Origin of the sequence: Nocardia otitidiscaviarum NBRC 14405 (assembly GCF_000308635.1) — a bacterium.
Classification (GTDB): Bacteria; Actinomycetota; Actinomycetes; order Mycobacteriales; family Mycobacteriaceae; genus Nocardia; species Nocardia otitidiscaviarum.
Map to the genome: position 1 here is coordinate 177328 of NZ_BAGD01000097.1, position 17582 is coordinate 194909.

17 protein-coding genes are annotated in these 17582 nt (G+C 69.3%); 7 read left to right on the plus strand and 10 right to left on the minus strand.

What is annotated here, in order from left to right; genetic code table 11:
- Positions 1–116: 116 nt before the first annotated feature.
- The 3 genes from ON31_RS21555 to fakA are packed head-to-tail and all read right to left on the minus strand — an operon-like array spanning position 117 to position 5005.
- Positions 117–1031: an EamA family transporter gene (locus tag ON31_RS21555; RefSeq protein ID WP_029930100.1), complete on the minus strand. Its 915-nt coding sequence runs from the start codon at positions 1029–1031 to the stop codon at positions 117–119.
- 29 nt (positions 1032–1060) lie between these two features.
- Entirely contained in the window at positions 1061–3325 is a 2265-nt protein-coding gene (gene recG / locus ON31_RS21560; RefSeq protein WP_039816166.1) for an ATP-dependent DNA helicase RecG, read from the minus strand.
- Entirely contained in the window at positions 3326–5005 is a 1680-nt protein-coding gene (gene fakA / locus ON31_RS21565; protein WP_039816376.1) for a DAK2 domain-containing protein, read from the minus strand.
- A gap of 181 nt (positions 5006–5186) precedes the next feature.
- Between fakA and ON31_RS21570 the strand changes: the two genes are divergently transcribed.
- The 3 genes from ON31_RS21570 to ON31_RS21580 all read left to right on the plus strand — a co-directional run bounded on the left by ON31_RS21570 (position 5187) and on the right by ON31_RS21580 (position 6652).
- On the plus strand, positions 5187–5630 hold the full coding sequence (locus tag ON31_RS21570) for a hypothetical protein (protein WP_039816378.1): 444 nt from the start codon (positions 5187–5189) through the stop codon (positions 5628–5630).
- Between the two features lie 205 nt (positions 5631–5835).
- Positions 5836–6027, plus strand: coding sequence for a 50S ribosomal protein L28 (rpmB, locus tag ON31_RS21575; protein WP_011210730.1), 192 nt, complete (start codon positions 5836–5838; stop codon positions 6025–6027).
- Positions 6028–6142: 115 nt separating this feature from the next.
- Entirely contained in the window at positions 6143–6652 is a 510-nt protein-coding gene (locus ON31_RS21580) for a GNAT family N-acetyltransferase (protein WP_051037567.1), read from the plus strand.
- Between the two features lie 51 nt (positions 6653–6703).
- On the opposite strand, the gene ON31_RS21585 is transcribed toward ON31_RS21580, so the two are convergent.
- From ON31_RS21585 to ON31_RS21595, 3 genes are read right to left on the minus strand one after another with little or no spacing between them, the layout of a single operon-like run.
- Entirely contained in the window at positions 6704–6964 is a 261-nt protein-coding gene (locus ON31_RS21585) for a hypothetical protein (RefSeq protein WP_029930105.1), read from the minus strand.
- A 40-nt stretch (positions 6965–7004) separates the two neighbouring features.
- On the minus strand, positions 7005–7682 hold the full coding sequence (locus tag ON31_RS21590; protein WP_029930106.1) for a uracil-DNA glycosylase: 678 nt from the start codon (positions 7680–7682) through the stop codon (positions 7005–7007).
- A 39-nt stretch (positions 7683–7721) separates the two neighbouring features.
- Complete coding sequence (locus ON31_RS21595) at positions 7722–8666, minus strand: thiamine-phosphate kinase (RefSeq protein WP_039816383.1); 945 nt, start codon at positions 8664–8666, stop codon at positions 7722–7724.
- 204 nt (positions 8667–8870) lie between these two features.
- On the opposite strand from ON31_RS21595, the gene ON31_RS21600 reads away from it, so the two are divergent.
- The gene (locus tag ON31_RS21600) at positions 8871–9725 is read left to right on the plus strand and encodes a DUF3515 domain-containing protein (RefSeq protein ID WP_081592624.1); all 855 of its coding nucleotides are present in this window, start codon (positions 8871–8873) and stop codon (positions 9723–9725) included.
- A gap of 6 nt (positions 9726–9731) precedes the next feature.
- On the opposite strand, the gene ON31_RS21605 is transcribed toward ON31_RS21600, so the two are convergent.
- The 3 genes from ON31_RS21605 to ON31_RS21615 form a co-directional block, all read right to left on the minus strand.
- A complete protein-coding gene (locus ON31_RS21605; RefSeq protein ID WP_081592640.1) occupies positions 9732–10019 on the minus strand; it encodes a DUF6191 domain-containing protein in 288 nt (95 codons plus the stop codon).
- Between the two features lie 95 nt (positions 10020–10114).
- Positions 10115–11215: a D-alanine--D-alanine ligase family protein gene (locus ON31_RS21610; RefSeq protein ID WP_039816170.1), complete on the minus strand. Its 1101-nt coding sequence runs from the start codon at positions 11213–11215 to the stop codon at positions 10115–10117.
- An 81-nt stretch (positions 11216–11296) separates the two neighbouring features.
- Complete coding sequence (locus ON31_RS21615) at positions 11297–12292, minus strand: NAD(P)H-dependent glycerol-3-phosphate dehydrogenase (RefSeq protein ID WP_039816172.1); 996 nt, start codon at positions 12290–12292, stop codon at positions 11297–11299.
- 172 nt (positions 12293–12464) lie between these two features.
- Between ON31_RS21615 and cofC the strand changes: the two genes are divergently transcribed.
- The 3 genes from cofC to ON31_RS21630 are packed head-to-tail and all read left to right on the plus strand — an operon-like array spanning position 12465 to position 16403.
- Positions 12465–13187: a 2-phospho-L-lactate guanylyltransferase gene (gene cofC, locus ON31_RS21620; RefSeq protein ID WP_063821546.1), complete on the plus strand. Its 723-nt coding sequence runs from the start codon at positions 12465–12467 to the stop codon at positions 13185–13187.
- Positions 13188–13239: 52 nt separating this feature from the next.
- Positions 13240–15426, plus strand: a complete 2187-nt coding sequence (locus tag ON31_RS21625; RefSeq protein ID WP_039816174.1) for an RNA degradosome polyphosphate kinase — start codon at positions 13240–13242, stop codon at positions 15424–15426.
- Positions 15427–15443: 17 nt separating this feature from the next.
- Complete coding sequence (locus ON31_RS21630) at positions 15444–16403, plus strand: NUDIX hydrolase (RefSeq protein WP_051037591.1); 960 nt, start codon at positions 15444–15446, stop codon at positions 16401–16403.
- A gap of 406 nt (positions 16404–16809) precedes the next feature.
- Here the strand turns inward: ON31_RS21630 and ON31_RS21635 are convergent, their stop codons facing one another.
- Positions 16810–17475, minus strand: a complete 666-nt coding sequence (locus tag ON31_RS21635) for an HU family DNA-binding protein (RefSeq protein WP_039816175.1) — start codon at positions 17473–17475, stop codon at positions 16810–16812.
- Positions 17476–17582: the final 107 nt, after the last annotated feature.

Genomic DNA, 17582 nt, shown 5'->3' on the forward strand with positions numbered 1-17582 from the left:
GACGCTACGACGATAATTGGTCAGAGGTCAAGTGGTCAGACCAATATTGTCTGATCAATCAATATCGTCGGATTGATGCGAGCCGTACCGCTCCCGGACGCACCGGGAGCCAGCACTCAGACCTCGGGTTCGGCAGCCGTTCGCGTAGCCCCCGCCGAGGCGGCCACCACACAGACCACCCCCGCCCACTGCCCGAAATTCAGCACCTGCCCCAACACCAGCAGACCCGCCAGCGCCGCCACCGCTGGTTCGAGGCTCATGAGCACTCCGAACACTCGCGCCGGAATCTTGCGCAACGCCTCCAACTCCACCGAATACGGCACCACCGACGACAGCATCGCCACCGCGAAACCCGCCGCGAGCACGGCGGGCTGCAACAGCGCCGCCCCCGCGTCCAGAATGCCGACCGGGGCCATGACGATCCCGCCGAAGGCCATGGCGAGCGCCAAACCGCCACCGCCGCTGGTACGTTCGCCGAGTTTGGCCGACAGCAGGATGTAGCCCGCCCAGCACGCCCCCGCCGCCAGCGCCAGCAGCACCCCCGACCACACCACCGCACCGTCGGACCGGGTGAGCAGGAAGACGCCGCCACCGGCGAGCAGCGCCCACACCGGGTCGATCCAGCGCCGCGATCCGGCCAGCGCGATCGCCAGCGGCCCCAGGAACTCCAGCGTCACCGCCATGCCGAGCGGAATCCGGTCGATGGCCTCGTAGAAGCACAGATTCATCAGGGCGAGCACGCCCCCGTACGCCAGCACCACCGGAATCGCGCGGCGCTCGATCCGCAGCGCCGAACGCCACAGCACCAGCAGCACGATTCCGGCGAACCCCAGGCGCAGGCTGACCGCGCCCGCGGGACCGGTGGAGGCGAACAGCTGCTTGGCGAAGGCCGCGCCGATCTGCACGCTCACGATCCCGGCCAGCACCAGGGCGGTGGGCGGCACCCCGCCCAACCCCTGCCAGGCCACCCGCTGCCGGAACGGCCGACGCTCCGGTGACTTCCACGTCCGATCGACGTCGATGGCTACCACGCTGTCTCCTCCACTCCCCGCGCGCGGCCTCAGGATTTGGCCAGATACTCCAGCCGCTCGGCGTCCACGGCGGCGTGCATCATGCCCGCCAACCCCGGATGTCGGCTCAGCCCCGGATCCGACTCGACCACCTCACGCGCCAATTGCTGTGCGGCGGTGATGACTTCGAGATCGTCCAGTAGCGACAACAGCCGCAGCGAACGCGCCGTGCCGGACTGGGCCGAACCGAGCACATCACCCTCCCGCCGCTGCCGCAGATCCAGTACGGCCAGTTCGAAACCGTCGGTGGTGGCGGCGACCGCCTCCAACCGGGCCATGGCCGAGCCGACCGGATTGGTCTCGGTGATGAGCAGACACAGACCGGCGTGCCGGCCGCGCCCGACGCGCCCGCGCAGCTGATGCAGCTGGCTCACCCCGAAGCGGTCGGCGTCGACAATGGCCATGATGGTGGCGTTCGGGACGTCCACGCCGACCTCGACGACCGTCGTGCACACCAGCACGTCGATCTGCGCGTCGTTGAAGGCCCGCATGACGCTGTCCTTCTCATCGGCGGGCAGGCGGCCGTGCAGCAGGCCGACACGCAGATCCGCGAGGGGGCCACCGCGAAGCATGTCGTAGACATCCACCACCGCGTGCGTGGTCGGCCCCTCCTTCTCGGCCGCGGCCTTACCCTTCTTCTTGCCGTTCTCCTCCTCGTCGCCGCCGATGCGCGAACACACCACGTACGCCTGGCGGCCCGCCCGTACCTCCTCGTGGATGCGCTCCCACGCGCGATCCACCCAGGACGGTTTCACCTTGGCGGGAACGACTTTGGTGGTGATGGGCGAGCGGCCGCGCGGCAGCTGAGTGAGGGTGGAGGTCTCCAGGTCGCCGAGGGTGGTCATGGCGATGGTGCGCGGAATCGGAGTGGCGGTCATGACCAGCAGATGCGGGCTCACACCGTCCTTGGCCTTGGCGCGCAGCGCATCCCGCTGCTCGACGCCGAAGCGGTGCTGTTCGTCGACCACCACCATGCCCAGATCGTGGAACTCCACAGTGTCCTGGATGAGCGCGTGCGTGCCGATCACGATGCCGGCCTCACCGGTCATGGCGTCGAGCAGGGCCGCCTTCTTCTCCTTGGTGGACATGGAGCCGGTCACCAGCACGATCTTGGTGGCCTGGTCGGCCGCACCCAGTTCACCGGCGGTGCCGAGTTCGCCGAGCATCTTCCGCAGCGACCGATAATGCTGGGCGGCAAGCACTTCGGTCGGCGCGAGCATGGCGCACTGGCGGCCGTTGTCCACCACCTGGAGCATGGCCTCCAGGGCCACGATGGTCTTGCCCGAGCCGACCTCGCCCTGGAGCAGCCGGTGCATGGGGTGGGTGCGCGACAGGTCGTCGGAGATCTCCCCGATGACGGCGCGCTGCCCCTCGGTCAGCTCGAAGGGCAGCTGCTTGTCGAAGGCGGCGGCGATACCGTCGGTGCGGGGCGGGCAGGCGCGGGCGGTACGGCCCTCGACATCGTGGCGGCGCTGTGCCAGCACGAGTTGCAGCGCCAGCGCCTCGTCGAAACGCAAACGGCCCCTCGCCTGTTCGATATCGGATTTGTGCTCGGGCAGATGAATGAGGCGCAGCGCGTCCGACACCGCGATCAGGGCGTGCTCGGTGCGCAGTTCCTCCGGCAGCGGGTCGTCGATCGGGTCCAGCTGGTCGAGCACCTGGCGGATACAGCGCAGCAGGTCCCAACTCTGCACCTTGGCGGTGGCGGGGTAGACCGGGATGAACTCGCGTTCGAAGAACGAGACATCCATGCCCCCTTTACCTTTGGCGGTCTGCGCCAGACCGCGCAGCGCACCGCCGCCGCGCACCGAGGTCAGACTCTCCACGGTGCCGTCGCCCTTGTCCGGCAGGATGAGGTAGTCGGGGTGGGAGAGGTTCCAGCGGTCGGGCCGCCACCAGTGCACGGTGCCCGACATCATGGCCTTGACGCCGTCCTTGACCAGGTACCGCACCTTGTCGCCATTGAAGAAGGTGATGTCCACCGGGCGCGCGCCACCCACGTCCAGTGCCACCTTGAGCAGACTGCCGCGGCGGTTCTTCATCGGCCGCAGTTCGGTTTTGGTGACGCGGCCCATCACGGTGATGTGCGCGCCCTCCTCCGGCGCCTCCTCGGTGAGCGGCTGGCCCTGGGTGGCGTAGCGCAGCGGATAGTGGCGCAACAGATCCTCGACGGTGTGCATATCGAACGCGTCCGCCAACGGCTCGGCGGCTTTCACGCCCAGCACGTGGTCGAGCCGGTCGGCCAGTGTCGCCATCTATTCCACCCCGATCTGCACCAGATCCCCGGCCTGACCGCCGGGGTACACCACCACCTCCACGCCCGGGAATCCGGCCGTGATGTGCTCGGTCAATTCCTCCGCCAGCCCGGCGGGCGTCGACGCGCCGAGCAGTATGGTGACCAATTCCCCACCGAGACCGAGCATGCGGTCCAGCAGGGTGCGCGCGGCGGTGCGCACATCCGGATCGATCACCACCACATCGTGGCCGACCAGCCCCAGCCCGTCCCCGGCTTCGCAGGTGCCGACGATGGTGAGGGCGCGCTCGGCGGCCACCCGCAGTGCGCCCCAGCGGGTTCCGGCGGCCGCCTCGGACATGGCGAAGACATCGTCGGCGGCGGAGCGGCCCGCATCGTGCATGGCCAGCGCCGCCAGCCCCTGCACGGTGGACGCGCACGGCAGCATGAGCACATCCCGATTGCCGTCGCGGGCGGCCACACTCACCGCGACCAGTTCGTGCGCGGGCAGCGCGCCGTTGGGCAGCACCAGCACCTCACGGTGCGGGAGCGCGCGAATCGCGGCCAGCAGCTCCTCCGCGGTGACCTCCCCCTCCAATACCGTCGCCCCCGCGTCCTCGAACAGCCGCACCGCACCCGAACCCGAAGTCACGGCCAGGATGCCGCGATCCGCGGGCCCCGCCGACGCATGCGCCGACACCGCCAGCGTCTCGATCCGGATCCGGCTCAGCGCCCCCGCCGCCAGCCCGGCCTCCACCGCTGCCCCCGCATCGGCACAGTGCACGTGCGCCGACCACGCCCCGTCCCCATCCCCCACCACGACCACCGAATCCCCCAATCCGGCAAGCACTTCCCGCAACCGCCCCGCCCGCCGCTCGTCGGTCCGCGTCAGCAGGTACATGACCTCGTACTGCGGCGCGGGTACCCCGGCCGTCGACATTCCGCCGCGCCCGCCCGATTCGGCGCGTACGTCGTCATCGCCCCGGCCGGTGTGGTCACCGCGTCCGGCGGCCGGTGTGCGGCGGACGTACGCCGGACGGGCCGGCATACGCCCACCGGTGGCCGCGACGAGTTCGTCCAGCAGCACCAGCAACCCCCGCGCGCCCGCGTCCACCACGCCCGCTTCGCGTAAGACGCCCAGCAGCGTGGGGGTCTCGCCGAGCGCCTTGGCAGCGCCGTCCGCGGCGGCCAGTGCCACCGCGGACAGCGATTCGTCGGCACAGTCGGCGGCGTGTTCGGCGGCGCGGTCGAGGATGGTCAGCATCGTGCCCTCGACCGGAGAGCTCAATGCCTCGCGCACCAGCACGGCGGCGCGGCGCAGCGCATGCCGCAGCGATCCGGCGGTGAGCGGCCCCGCGGTCACGCCCTCGGCCATACCGCGTAGCACCTGGGAAAGAATAATGCCGGAATTCCCCCGCGCCCCGACCGTCGCCGCCCGTGCCATGACGACGGCGACCGTATGGGCGCTCGGCCCGGCGGCGGGAACCACTCCGGTCGTCGGCTGTCCGCACCCGGTCTCCGCCTCCGCCGCCCGCACCGCGGCCCGCATGGTGGTCAGCAGATTGTTCCCGGTATCGGCGTCGGCCACCGGGAAGACATTCAGCGCATTGATCTCGTCACGATGCCGTTCGAGTCCTTCGAGGCAGCGCTGCCCCCAGCGCGTGAGCGCGGCACCGTCGAACACGTCCCCTTCCCCGGGCACCGTCACCGTCCTTCCACCACGCCATCGCCTGCGAAACCCCCGGCCGCCAGCCTAGTCGCCCACTCCGACAACTCGCCGCCACCCGATGTCGGCACCCTCGTCGATCGCCGGTCCGAGTAGCGGCCGGGGGCTATCGTGCGATGTGGGTCATATCACCAAGGTCAGTCGCTCGGAGGCGATCATGCGCTCGAATCGATCAGCACTGCTCTGCTCGGCCGTGGCCACCGCGACCACCGCCACCGCCGTCGCTCTGGCGGCCCCGGCGGCCGCCGCGCCCGGCGGGCCCTTCAATACGCTCTACTCCCTCACCAACGGCCCATGCGTCGCCGTCGTCGATTCTTCGGTGAAGGGTGACGCCTACCCCGGTTCGGCCGCCTTCACCGTGGCGGCCGATCTGTACGGCGTCGGCTCCTGCCAGCTCACCGTCACCCTGCACTGGCGCAATGAGACCACCGGGCAGACCGGAACCAAATCCATCACCCCGCACGGCCCCGGCTTCTGGATGAACGACGGCAAATCGGCCATCTTCTCCCCGGGCTACGGTGAGATCGTCGGCTGGGTGACCGTCGATCAACCCCATCTCGGACAATCCGGTGAGGTCCCGTTCACGGTGACCCCGCTGTAGCGGACGATCCGGGGGGCAATTGGACATCGCCGTCGCCGGGTGGTTACTCTTGCAGGGTTGCCTCACGCGGGGCACCGGTCCTGCCCTCTCAGGTATCGGCCCGCGTTCGCCAGCCACCTGCTGGCGGGCACGTCCACGACATTAAGTTTTCGGACACGTCGCCCTGGGCGGCGCGTCCCCACATGACATGAAGGAGCTCGCGACTATGGCTGCCGTCTGCGACGTCTGCGCCAAGGGCCCCGGCTTCGGTAAGTCGGTTTCGCACTCGCACCGGCGCACCAACCGTCGCTGGAACCCGAACATCCAGACCGTGCGCGCGCAGGTTGCCCCCGGCAACACCCGCCGCATGAACGTGTGCACCTCCTGCCTGAAGGCCGGCAAGGTCGTCCGCGGCTGATTTTTCAGCACCACCGCTTTTCAGCACCACCGCGTCCACGCCCCGGAACCCGTCACAGGGTGATCCGGGGCGTTGTCGTCGGTAGGGTGGGGTCGCGCACACGAAGGGGGCGGAAGTGAAGCGCTGGCAGGTGCTCCCGCTGGGGGCCGAGCACGTCCACAGCCTGGCCGAATGCCATATCGCCTGTTGGCGTGAGGCGTACGCGAATCTGGTTCCCGCGCAGGTGCTCGACGCCTTCGACGTCGACCGGCGCGCCGAACAGTTGGAGAAGCAGCGCCTGCGCTATCCGGGCCGCACCGTGGTGGCCGTGGCCGACGACGCCGTCATCGGCTTCGGCAGCGGTGGCCCGTCCCTCGACGATGCCGCGCCCACCCCGCACGAGATCAATGCCATGTACGTGCGCGCCGCCTGGTACGGCACCGGACTGGCCCACGATCTGATGCGCGCCGTCCTGGTCCCCGATGTCGACACCTCGCTGTGGGTGTTCGAGGAGAATCCGCGCGCCCGGGCGTTCTACCGCAAATACGGCTTCGCACTCGACGGCGGCCGCCGCGTGGAAGCCTTCAGCCCGGCCCTGGAAGTGCGAATGGTGCGGCACGCCGCAGCGTTACCGCACCATTCCTAGTCCTCGACTACGCAATCCTCGACTACGCAATCCTCGATGACGCGCCGACGGCTACTGCGCGCCGCCGATGCACTGCACCTGCTGGCTGATCGACTGCACGAAGCACGCGAGCGTCGAGGTCGTTCCGGACGACAGCGACGAGGCGCTGTTGGTGTCGAAGATGCTGCCGACCGGAGTGGCCTCCGACGGCGTGGCGGCCGGGGCGGTATAGGGCTCCAGCGTCAGCGGCGCGGCCTGGGCGGCGGGGACGGCTGCGAACGCGGCACCCACGGCGAGGGCGGCGACGACACCGCGGGCGGTCTTTCTCTGCATGCATTTGCTCCTGAATAGGCTCTGGCGGGTTGTACACCCCTCACGGCAGACGCCAGTCCACCGGGGCGGCCCCTAGGGTACCGAGCAATTCGTTCGTACGGGAGAACGGACGAGATCCGAAGAAACCGCGCGAAGCGGACAGCGGTGAGGGGTGGGCGGATTCGATGTACGGCGTGGACCCCAGCATGGGCTTGAGCGTGGCGGCGTCGCGACCCCACAGAATCGCCACCAGCGGCTGGTCCCGGGCCACCAGCGCGCGAATCGCCTGCTCGGTCACCGCCTCCCAGCCCTTGCCGCGATGCGAGGCGGGCTGTCCCGGCGTCACGGTGAGCACGCGGTTCAGCATCAGCACGCCCTGATCCGACCACGGCGACAGATCACCACAGGACGGCGTCGGGTGGCCGAGGTCCTTGGAGTACTCGGAGAAGATATTGGCGAGGCTGCGCGGCACCGGCGAAACATCCGGGGCCACCGAGAAACTCAGGCCCATGGGATGGCCGGGCGTGGGATAGGGATCCTGCCCGACGATCAGCACCCGCACCTTGTCGAACGGACGCTGGAAGGCTCGTAGCACGTTCTCGCCCTTGGGCAGATAGCCGCGCCCGGCGGCGAGTTCGGCACGCAGGAATTCGCCCATGGCGGCGATGCGGTCGGCGACCGGCTCGAGGGCCTCGGCCCAGCCCGAATCGACGACCTCCGACAGTGGTTTGGCACCCATGTCCGGATAACATACGGCGCGCGAATTCACGGCGAAACCTCACCCACCCGAAGCGAACGACTCCCACCCGGCGGGTCCGGGCCGAGACGTGCCGTCGACGGTCACGCCCGCACCCGCGCCGACGCGGCCGATAACGCTCCAACCTGCGGGAATCCCCTCGGGATCGCGGAAGGTGGCCGCGAAGGCGTGATCCTCGCCGCCGGTGAGGATCCAGTCGAGCGGATCGGTGTCCAGGGCGGTGGACACCGGATCGAGGGCCGGATCGCGCAGCACGGCGGCATCGAGATCGATGGCGACACTGGAAGATTGGGCGATATGCCCGAGATCGGCGAGCAGTCCGTCGGAGACGTCGGTGAGCGCCGAGACCGGCGCGGCAGCGGGCAGCTCCAGTACCGCACCGTAGGGCGGATGCGGAACGCGATGGGCGGCAACCACATTCGCGAAGGGCTCCGGGTCGATACCGGCACTCAGCACCGCCAGCCCCGCCGCCGACCAGCCCAGCCGCCCGGCCACCGCCACCACATCGCCGGGACGGGCGGTCGACCGCAGGATCGGGGCACGGCGCGGATCGCCGAAGGCGGTCACCGAGATCACCAGTTGGGCGCTGCGGACCATATCGCCCCCGGCGATGGAACCGCCGGAACGTGCGACCTCCGCCCACATGCCGTCGGCGAGTTCACGCACGAAATCCACCCGGGTGCCGCCCGGACAGCCCAGCGCCACCACGAACGCGCTCGGTGCCGCACCCATGGCCACCACATCGGCGGCATTCTGGGCGATCGCCTTGCGCCCGATCTCGTATGCGCTCGACCAGTCCAAACGGAAGTGCCGATCCTGCACCAGCATGTCGGTGGTCACCACGAACCTGCCGGTCGGTGCGGCCACCACGGCGGCATCGTCACCCGGCCCCAGCAGCACACCCGGAGCCTGCTCCCGCCCGGCGTTCACCGCCGCGATCAACGCGAACTCCCCGAACTCGGCCACCGTCACCGGTGTGGCGCGCTCCGCTCCGCTTCCAGGCCCGGCAGGCCCGCCGACATCTCGATTGCTCCTGCCGGTGATGGCGGTCTCCTTACGGCCGAGTGCGCTGCGAACGGTGGACCAACCGACGGTACCCTCGTCCCTGCACTCGCAGACCACCAGCCGGACGCCACCGCCCGGCCGAGCAGATCGAGGATGTCGGACCGGATGAGCAAGGACACGCACGGGAACGAGACGGAACCCACGTCCACCGGGCAGCCAGCGGAATCCGGCGATCCCGGTAAGCCGGAAGCGGACGAGCCATCGACGACCGCGTCCGGGACGCCCGGTTCCTCGGACGCCCCCGGCACACCGGATATGCAGGCCCCGAACACCGAGACGCCCGGCGGCGACACCGCTGCCCGAGGCGAGGCGACGGCCGCCACCGCCACCCCGGCGCGAGGCGAGCAAGCCGACGACACGGGCGCGTCCGAATCCGGCGCGGTCTCGACCCGAATCACCGTCAGCGAATCCGACGACGCGACCGCGGGACGTTCACCCGCGCTCATCGCCACGGCCGTCGCGCTGCCCATCGCACTGCTGGTGGGCGTGATCGTGATGGCGGTGGTGGCGCGGCAGAACGTGACCCGGGAGCCCCTGGCGCTCGGTTCGGTGCCCGCGCCCGGTGCCGACGGCCCGGCGTGCACGGCGCTGCTGCCCGCATTGCCCGGCGAACTCGGCGACTACACCACCTCGGAACTGGTCGAGCCCGCACCGCCCGCCACCAAGGCGTGGCAGCTGCCCGAGGGCGGGGAGCCGATCGTGCTGCGCTGCGGGCTGGATCGGCCGTTGGAGTTCCATCGGGCGTCGCCGTTGCAGGTTGTCAACGGGGTGAACTGGTTCGCGGTGCGGGACGAGACCAGCGGGGTGACGTCGGGGACGTGGATCGCGGTCGACCGGGGCACGTATATCGCGGTCACCATGCCCGACAGCGCGGGCCCGACTCCGTTGCAGGAGATCTCGGACGCGATCACCGCAACGATCCCGGCACAGCCGCTCGACCCGGGCGAGTTGCCGAACTAGACCCGCTCAGGACTTGGCGAGGCGGGCGGTCCCGGAGCGGAGGTCGATGTCGAAACCGCCGGGAGCGCCGTCGCCGGGATTCTCGCGGTGCATGAGCACCGACTGCCGCTGTTCGAATTCGACGCGCTTGCCGGAGGAGAACACGGTGTCGAGCTGTTCGAAGCCGATGGCGCTCGCGGTGCGCTGCTCGTCACCGCGCATCCACGGCAGCGCGGTTCGTCCGGTGGTCCTGCGGTAGGCCACATCGGCGAAGGCCACCGCGATGAGCAGCAGGGCCAAGCCGGGAAGGGTCATCGCGACGATCACCATGTCGACGATACCCGTGTGGCCCGGCGCGATTCAGGGGACGAATCGCGCCGAACCGAAGCGGCACCACGCCGCTCGGGCCGTCAGCGCAGCCCGGTACCCCGCGCCAGCGCGGTCTCGATGAGCGTGCTCACCAGGGTCGAATTGTCGATGCCGCTGGCCTCCCACATGCGCGGATACATGGAGATGGCGGTGAACCCGGGCATGGTGTTGATCTCGTTGATGACCGGACCGTCCGCGGTGACGAAGAAGTCGACGCGGGCCAGACCCTGGCAGTCCAGCGCCCGGAACGCCTCGACCGCCATCTCGCGGACCTGCGTCGCCACATCGTCGTCGAGTTTGGCCGGAACATCGAATTCGCAGACGTCGTCGATGTATTTGGTGTCGAAGTCGTAGAATCCGGGCCCCTCGGCGGCGGGGTCGGTCTCCGGCATCCGGATCTCCGCCACCACACTGGCTTCCACCCGGCCGTCCGGGAATTCCAGTACGCCGCACTCGACTTCACGCCCCACGATCGCCGCCTCCACGATCACCTTCGGATCGTGTTCGCGGGCGGTGGCGATGGCGGCGTCGAGATCGTCCCAGGAGACCACCTTGGTGATGCCGATGGAGGAGCCGCCGCGTGCGGGCTTGACGAAGACCGGCAGGCCGAGCCGCCGCTGGTCGGCCTCGCTCAGGGTGGGCGCACCGGGTCGCAGCACCACCTGGGTGCCGATGGGAAGTCCTTCGGCGGCAAGGAGTTTCTTGGTGAACTCCTTGTCCATACCGGCCGCGCTGGCCAACACGCCCGGGCCCACGTACGGGACCCCGGCCAGTTCCAACAGTCCCTGCAGCGTGCCGTCCTCACCCCAGGCGCCGTGCAGCACCGGGAACACCACGTCCACACTGCCCAGCACCTCACCCCCGCCGACCGGCACCAGATGCCCGGACCGGCTGGGGTCGACGGCCAGCGTGAGCGCGGTCCCCGCGGACGCCTCGACCGCTAGTTCCCGGGCCTTGCCGCTCAGCTCCCGCGGATCCCGACCGCCCAGCACCCAGGTGCCCTCGCGCGTGATCCCGATCGGAACCGGCTCGTACCGTTCGGGATCGAGGCTGCCCAGCACGGTGCGGGCCGATACGCACGATACGCCGTGCTCATTGCTCCGCCCGCCGAATACCACCGCCACCCGGATCCTGTTGGTCATGCCCGGAACCGTACCCGGTCACCGATGACGCTTCGGTTACACGGGTGACTCGCCCCGCTCTCGAACCGGACGACAGCGGCGTCACTCCGACTTGAGCCGCCGCCCCAGCAGCTGCCCCACCGCCTCGGCGGCCGACAGCCCTTCGTGGCAGACGCGGTGCACGGCATCGGTGAGCGGCATCTCCACGCCGGTCCGCTCCGCCAGCGCGCGGACCGAGGTGCAGGACTTCACGCCCTCGGCGACCTGGCCGTGGGTGGCCTCCTGGGCGGTCTCCATGGTGCCGCCGGAGCCGAGCACATGACCGAAGGAGCGGTTGCGTGACAGCGGGGAGGTGCAGGTGGCGACCAGGTCGCCGACTCCGGCCAGACCGGCGAGGGTCACCGGTTCCGCGCCGAGGGCGACGCCGAGCCGGATGATCTCGGCGAGCCCGCGGGTGATCAGGCTGGCGATCGAGTTGTCACCCAACCCCATGCCGGAGGCGATACCGCAGGCCAGGGCGATGACGTTCTTGCACGCACCGCCGATCTCGCAGCCCACCACATCGGTATTGGTGTAGGGCCGGAAGTAGCCGGTGGCGCAGGCCCGCTGCACCGCCTCGGCGCGCGCGGCGTCGCTGCACGCGACCACGGTGGCGGCGGGTTGGCGGGCGGCGATCTCCTTGGCCAGGTTCGGCCCGGACAGCACCGCCACCCGGCTCGGGTCGGCGCCGCTCACCTCGGCGATCACCTGGCTCATGCGCAGCAGCGTGCCGGTCTCGATGCCCTTGGCCAGGCTCAGCAGCGTGGCGTCGGCCGGAATATCGGCCTTCCACGCCGCGAGATTGGCCCGCAGCGACTGCGACGGCACCGCCAGCACCACGATGTCCGCGCCGTCCAGGGCGATTCGGTGGTCGTCGGTGGCGGCGATGGGCGGCAACTCCACATCGGGCAGATACCAGGGGTTGCGATGTTCACCGGCGATCGCCTTCGCCACCTCCGGTCGCCGGGCCCACATGGTGACCTCGGTTCCCGCCTCCGCCAACACCTTCGCGAACGCGGTCCCCCACGACCCCGCTCCCAGCACCGCTGCCCTCGTCATCAGACCAATATATGCACCCGTCGCGCCCGGCCGGGCCGCACTGCCACACCCGGGAACATTCCCGCGTGCTCGACCGCTTGGCATTTCAGAGCGGTGGTCGCGGACGGGCGTTCACGCGGCGTTTACTGCCACCGCCGCGCGCCGGGTAACCATCGAGTGGGAGGATTCGGGCATGCGCTCGTCCGTGCACGCCGTCATCGCGGTGAAGAGTCTCGCGCTCGCCAAGAGCCGACTCGCCGACCGGCTGCATCCACGCGACCGGCCCCGGTTGGTGCTGGCCATGCTCGCCGACACCGTGGACGCGGCCACCGCGACGCCGGAAATCGGCTCGGTCACGGTGGTGACGCCCGATCCGCGGGTGGCCGATCTGGTGCGTGGGCTGGGCGCGTACGTCCACCCGGAAGCGATGCGATCACAGTCGCGGGCCGATAGCCATAGCGGATTGAACGCGGCCCTGTCCGCCGCCGCCGAGGCGGTGCGCCGCCACCACGGCCCGGTGGAACTGCTCGCGCTGCAAGCGGATCTGCCCGCCCTGCGGCCGGTCGAACTGTCCGGGATGCTCACCGCCGCACCCGAGAACCGGCGCGCGGTGGTGGCCGACCACGCCGGGACCGGCACCGTCGCCCTGCTGGTTCGCGACGGATCCGCCCCCCTCGCGCCGCTTTTCGGCACCGACTCGGCCCGCCGCCACATCGCCGCCGGTGCGGTGGAGTTGCTCGGTGACTGGCCCGGGTTGCGGCAGGACGTGGACACCGCCGACGATCTGGGCCGAGCGATGACACTCGGCGTGGGCGTGAACACCCGCGCCCTGCTGAGTGAACTCGGTGTGTCGCGACGGAGAGATGGCAAACATTCAGTGGACCGCACGGGTCCGCCGGTGCGACGACCGGCGTGATCTGCGCTGCAATGGGCGGTGTCGGACAGGCGAGCCCCTCGGCAGATAGGGAATGATCGTGAGTGTGAGCGATACGGACACCGTCAAGCAACCGCCGCAGCTACCCGCGGCCCCGCCCGCGGCGACCCCACCGCCCACCCAGTCGAAGTTGCCGCAGAATCGCTACCTCAATCGGGAACTGAGCTGGCTGGATTTCAACGCCCGCGTGCTGGCCCTGGCCGAGGACCACTCGCAGCCGCTGCTCGAGCGCGCCAAATTCCTCGCCATCTTCGCCTCGAATCTCGACGAGTTCTACATGGTTCGCGTGGCCGGGCTGAAGCGCCGCGCCGAGACCGGTCTCTCGGTCCGCTCCGCCGACGGCCTGTCCCCCACCGAACAGCTCGATCTGATCGCCGCCCGCGCCCAGGAACTCGCCGACCGGCACGCCCGCGTCTTCCTCGATTCGGTGCTGCCCTCCCTGATCGAGGAGGGCATCGCCATCATCGGCTGGGCCGACCTCGACGACGCCGAGCGTCAACGCCTCTCCGGCTACTTCACCGACCAGGTCTTCCCGGTCCTCACCCCGCTCGCGGTGGATCCGGCCCACCCCTTCCCCTACATCTCCGGCCTCAGTCTCAATCTGGCCGTGACGGTGAAGGATTCGGAGACCGGCGGCGAGCACTTCGCCCGGGTGAAGGTGCCGGACAATGTGGACCGCTTCGTGCGGGTGCGCCGCTCCAACCCGGCGCGGGACGCCAACTCCCCCAGTGGATCCGCCATGGCGGCCTTCCTGCCCATGGAGGAGCTGATCGCGGCGCACCTGCCGCTGCTGTTCCCGGGAATGGAAGTGGTGGAACACCATTCGTTCCGCATCACCCGCAACGCCGACTTCGAGGTGGACGAGGACCGCGACGAGGACCTGCTGCAGGCCCTGGAACGCGAACTCGCCCGCCGCCGCTTCGGATCCCCGGTGCGGCTGGAGGTCTCCGACGATATGACCGAGCACATGCTCGATCTGCTGCTGCGCGAGCTCGACGTCGATCCCGGCGATGTCATCCAGGTGCCCGGCCTGCTCGACCTGTCCTGCCTGTGGCAGGTGTACGGGGTGGACCGCCCGCACCTCAAGGACGCGCCCTACGTGCCCGCCACGCCCCCGGCCTTCGGTGAACGGGAAACTCCGCGAAACGTTTTCGCCGCCCTGCGCGAGGGCGACGTACTCGTGCACCACCCCTACGACTCCTTCTCCACCAGCGTGCAGCGCTTCATCGAGCAGGCCGCCGCCGATCCGCAGGTGCTGGCCATCAAGCAGACCCTGTACCGCACCTCCGGTGACTCCCCCATCGTCAACGCCCTCATCGACGCCGCCGAGGCCGGTAAGCAGGTGGTGGCGCTGGTGGAGATCAAGGCCCGCTTCGACGAGCAGGCCAACATCAAGTGGGCCCGTGCCCTGGAGCAGGCGGGTGTGCACGTGGTCTACGGCCTCATCGGCCTCAAGACGCACTGCAAGACCTGCCTGGTGGTGCGCCGCGAGGGCGCGACCATCCGCCGCTACTGCCATATCGGCACCGGCAACTACAACCCCAAGACCGCGCGCCTCTACGAGGACGTCGGATTGCTCACGGCCGCACCGGAGATCGGTGCGGACCTCACCGATCTGTTCAATTCGCTGACCGGTTACTCGCGCAAGGCCAACTACCGCAATCTGCTGGTGGCTCCGATCGGGGTGCGCGCCGGGATCATCGAGCGCATCGAACGCGAGATCGAACTCGCCGAGCAGGGTGAGCAGGCGCGAATCCGGCTGAAGGCCAACGCCATCGTCGACGAGCAGGTGATCGACGCCCTCTACCGCGCCTCCCAGGCGGGGGTGCCGGTGCAGATCGTGGTGCGCGGCATCTGCGGCCTGCGCCCCGGCGTGCCCGGGATGAGCGAGAACATCGAGGTGCGTTCGATTCTCGGCCGGTACCTGGAGCACTCCCGGGTGCTGCACTTCCAGGCGCAGAACGAGTACTGGATCGGCAGCGCCGATATGATGCACCGCAATCTGGACCGGCGCGTGGAGGTCATGGCGCAGGTGAAGGATCCGCGCCTGGCCAAGCAGCTGGGCGAGGTCTTCGATTCCGCGCTGCATCCCGACACCCGCTGCTGGGTGCTGCAATCCGACAGCAGTTGGCTGGCACGGCCGGATACCTCGGTGGCGGGTGAGCAGGTGCGCGACCACCAGGAGCACCTGATGCGGCTGCGTCGTCCGGATCGCCGGTGAGCGGCGCGCGCACCGATATGACCGAGGGCACCGCGACCGCTGAGAACGGCAACGGGATCAACGATCCCCGCGTGACACCCAATATCCTCGCCGCCGGCGCCGTGCTGTGGCGTCACGACCGCTCGGGCGGGCTGGAGATCGCCGTCGTGCACCGGCCCAAGTACAACGACTGGTCACTGCCCAAGGGCAAGCTGGATCCCGGTGAGACGCCGATGGTCACCGCCGTGCGCGAGGTGGCCGAGGAGACCGGTCTCCAGTGTCGGCTGGGCCGCTATCTGGGGCATGTGACCTACCCGATCCCGGGGCATCGCAAGCTCAAGCGGGTGTACTACTGGGCGGCCGAGGTGGTCGACGGGGCGTTCTCGGCCAATTCCGAGGTGGACGAGCTGCAGTGGCAGCGCATCGACGGTCTGATGGATCAGCTGTCCTATCCGATGGATCGCACCGTCGTGCGCAGCTTCCTGCGGTTACCGGCCGATACCGCCACCCTGCTGGTGGTGCGGCACGCCAAGGCCGGGCGCAAGGAGCGCTTCTCCGGCCCGGACGACGAGCGGCCGCTCGAGAAGGCGGGGCGCGCCCAGGCCGCGGCGCTGGTGCCGAATCTGCTCGCCTTCGGCGCCGACGAAATCCACTCGGCCCCACCGCTGCGCTGCGTGCAGACCGTGGCCCCGCTGGCCGAGAAACTGGGCGTCGATATCGTCCGGGAGCCGTTGTTCTCCGAGGCCGGGTACGCACAGGCGCCCGATGCGGCGCTGCGGCGGGCAGTGGAACTGGTTTCCGAGGACAGCGTTCCGGTCATCTGCAGCCAGGGCAAGGTGATTCCGGATCTGCTCGACCGCTGGGCTGCCCGCGACGGCGTGGGTTTGCCGCCCGCCCGCAATCGCAAGGGCAGCGTATGGGTGTTGTCACTGCGCCGGGGTCGCCTGGTGGCCGCCGACCACCTCGACCGCGCCCTCACGATCGATATCGGACGTTAGACCAAATTTGGTGTGCCGCTGGCGGATGCAGCGCCGTCAGCGGCGTATTCGACGGGCGGAGATACGATCTCCATTTATACGGTCATCCGACCATTCCAACCGAGATCATTTCCGCCGTCACAACCGTTCCATTCCGGCACACCGGCACCATTTCGCACCGTCACAGGCCCATTTCGCATCAGCGCTAGCGCATTTCACCGCGCAGGCGGCGTACCGGTCCAAAACCCCGCTCCGACAGGCCGATCCGGCCTCTGACGGGGAGATCTGCCCCCCGACCGGCCCGATTCCCCGCCCCGGCAGGCGAATCCGGCCCCTGACATGCGAAACGGCCCGGGCCGATGGCCGGGCCGTTTCGCATATGTCGTCCCACTGCGTAGCGCAGTGCCTCCGCTGGACGCTACCCCCGTCAGCGACGGGCGGTGCGCTTGGCGGCGGTCTTCTTCGCGGGCGCCTTCTTCGCGGCCGTCTTCTTGGCCGTGGTCTTCTTCGCCGCAGTTGCCTTGGCAGTGGTCTTCTTTGCCGTCGTCTTCTTGGCGGCCGGGGCCTTCTTCGCGGCCGTCTTCTTGGCCGTGGTCTTCTTGGCCACGGTCTTCTTGGCCGCCGTCTTCTTGGCCGGGGCCTTCGACGCGGCCTTCTTCGCCGTGGTCTTGGCCGGGGCCTTGGTGGCGGTGGTCTTCTTCGCGGCGGCCTTCTTGGCCGTCTTCTTGGCGGTCGTCTTCTTGGCGCCCGCCGCCTTGCCCGACACCGGGGCGGCCACACCGCGTTTCACGGCCGGGCCGCTCGCCGCGATCTTCTGCTTACCCGCGATGATCGCCTTGAACTGCGCGCCCGGACGGAACGCGGGAACCGAAGTCGGCTTCACCTTGACGGTTTCGCCGGTGCGCGGGTTACGGGCGACGCGAGCGGCCCGCTTACGCTGTTCGAAGACACCGAATCCGGTGATGGTGACGCTCTGGCCTTTGTTCACAGCGCGCACGATGGTGTCGACCATCTGCTCCACTGCCGCAGTAGCCGTGCGCCTGTCAGTACCCAACTTCTCGGTCAGAACATCGATCAGTTCCGCCTTGTTCATTGAATCCTCCGCAGACTAAATGGCCCGTCGTCGGACCGACTAGGTACCACGTTAAACCTTCATTGGGCAAGAGTCTATGTGCCACGCCAAAATTCATGTGGCGTGGC

Bases quoted from the DNA above. Each gene is read 5' to 3' on its own strand.
- recG (WP_039816166.1), bottom strand. From the start codon at position 3,325: ATGGCGACACTGGCCGACCGGCTCGACCACGTGCTGGGCGTGAAAGCC.
- ON31_RS21570 (WP_039816378.1), top strand. From the start codon at position 5,187: ATGCGCTCGAATCGATCAGCACTGCTCTGCTCGGCCGTGGCCACCGCG.
- rpmB (WP_011210730.1), top strand. From the start codon at position 5,836: ATGGCTGCCGTCTGCGACGTCTGCGCCAAGGGCCCCGGCTTCGGTAAG.
- ON31_RS21585 (WP_029930105.1), bottom strand. From the start codon at position 6,964: ATGCAGAGAAAGACCGCCCGCGGTGTCGTCGCCGCCCTCGCCGTGGGT.
- ON31_RS21590 (WP_029930106.1), bottom strand. From the start codon at position 7,682: ATGGGTGCCAAACCACTGTCGGAGGTCGTCGATTCGGGCTGGGCCGAG.
- ON31_RS21600 (WP_081592624.1), top strand. From the start codon at position 8,871: ATGAGCAAGGACACGCACGGGAACGAGACGGAACCCACGTCCACCGGG.
- ON31_RS21605 (WP_081592640.1), bottom strand. From the start codon at position 10,019: ATGACCCTTCCCGGCTTGGCCCTGCTGCTCATCGCGGTGGCCTTCGCC.
- ON31_RS21610 (WP_039816170.1), bottom strand. From the start codon at position 11,215: ATGACCAACAGGATCCGGGTGGCGGTGGTATTCGGCGGGCGGAGCAAT.
- ON31_RS21615 (WP_039816172.1), bottom strand. From the start codon at position 12,292: ATGACGAGGGCAGCGGTGCTGGGAGCGGGGTCGTGGGGGACCGCGTTC.
- cofC (WP_063821546.1), top strand. From the start codon at position 12,465: ATGCGCTCGTCCGTGCACGCCGTCATCGCGGTGAAGAGTCTCGCGCTC.
- ON31_RS21625 (WP_039816174.1), top strand. From the start codon at position 13,240: ATGATCGTGAGTGTGAGCGATACGGACACCGTCAAGCAACCGCCGCAG.
- ON31_RS21630 (WP_051037591.1), top strand. From the start codon at position 15,444: ATGACCGAGGGCACCGCGACCGCTGAGAACGGCAACGGGATCAACGAT.
- ON31_RS21635 (WP_039816175.1), bottom strand. From the start codon at position 17,475: ATGAACAAGGCGGAACTGATCGATGTTCTGACCGAGAAGTTGGGTACT.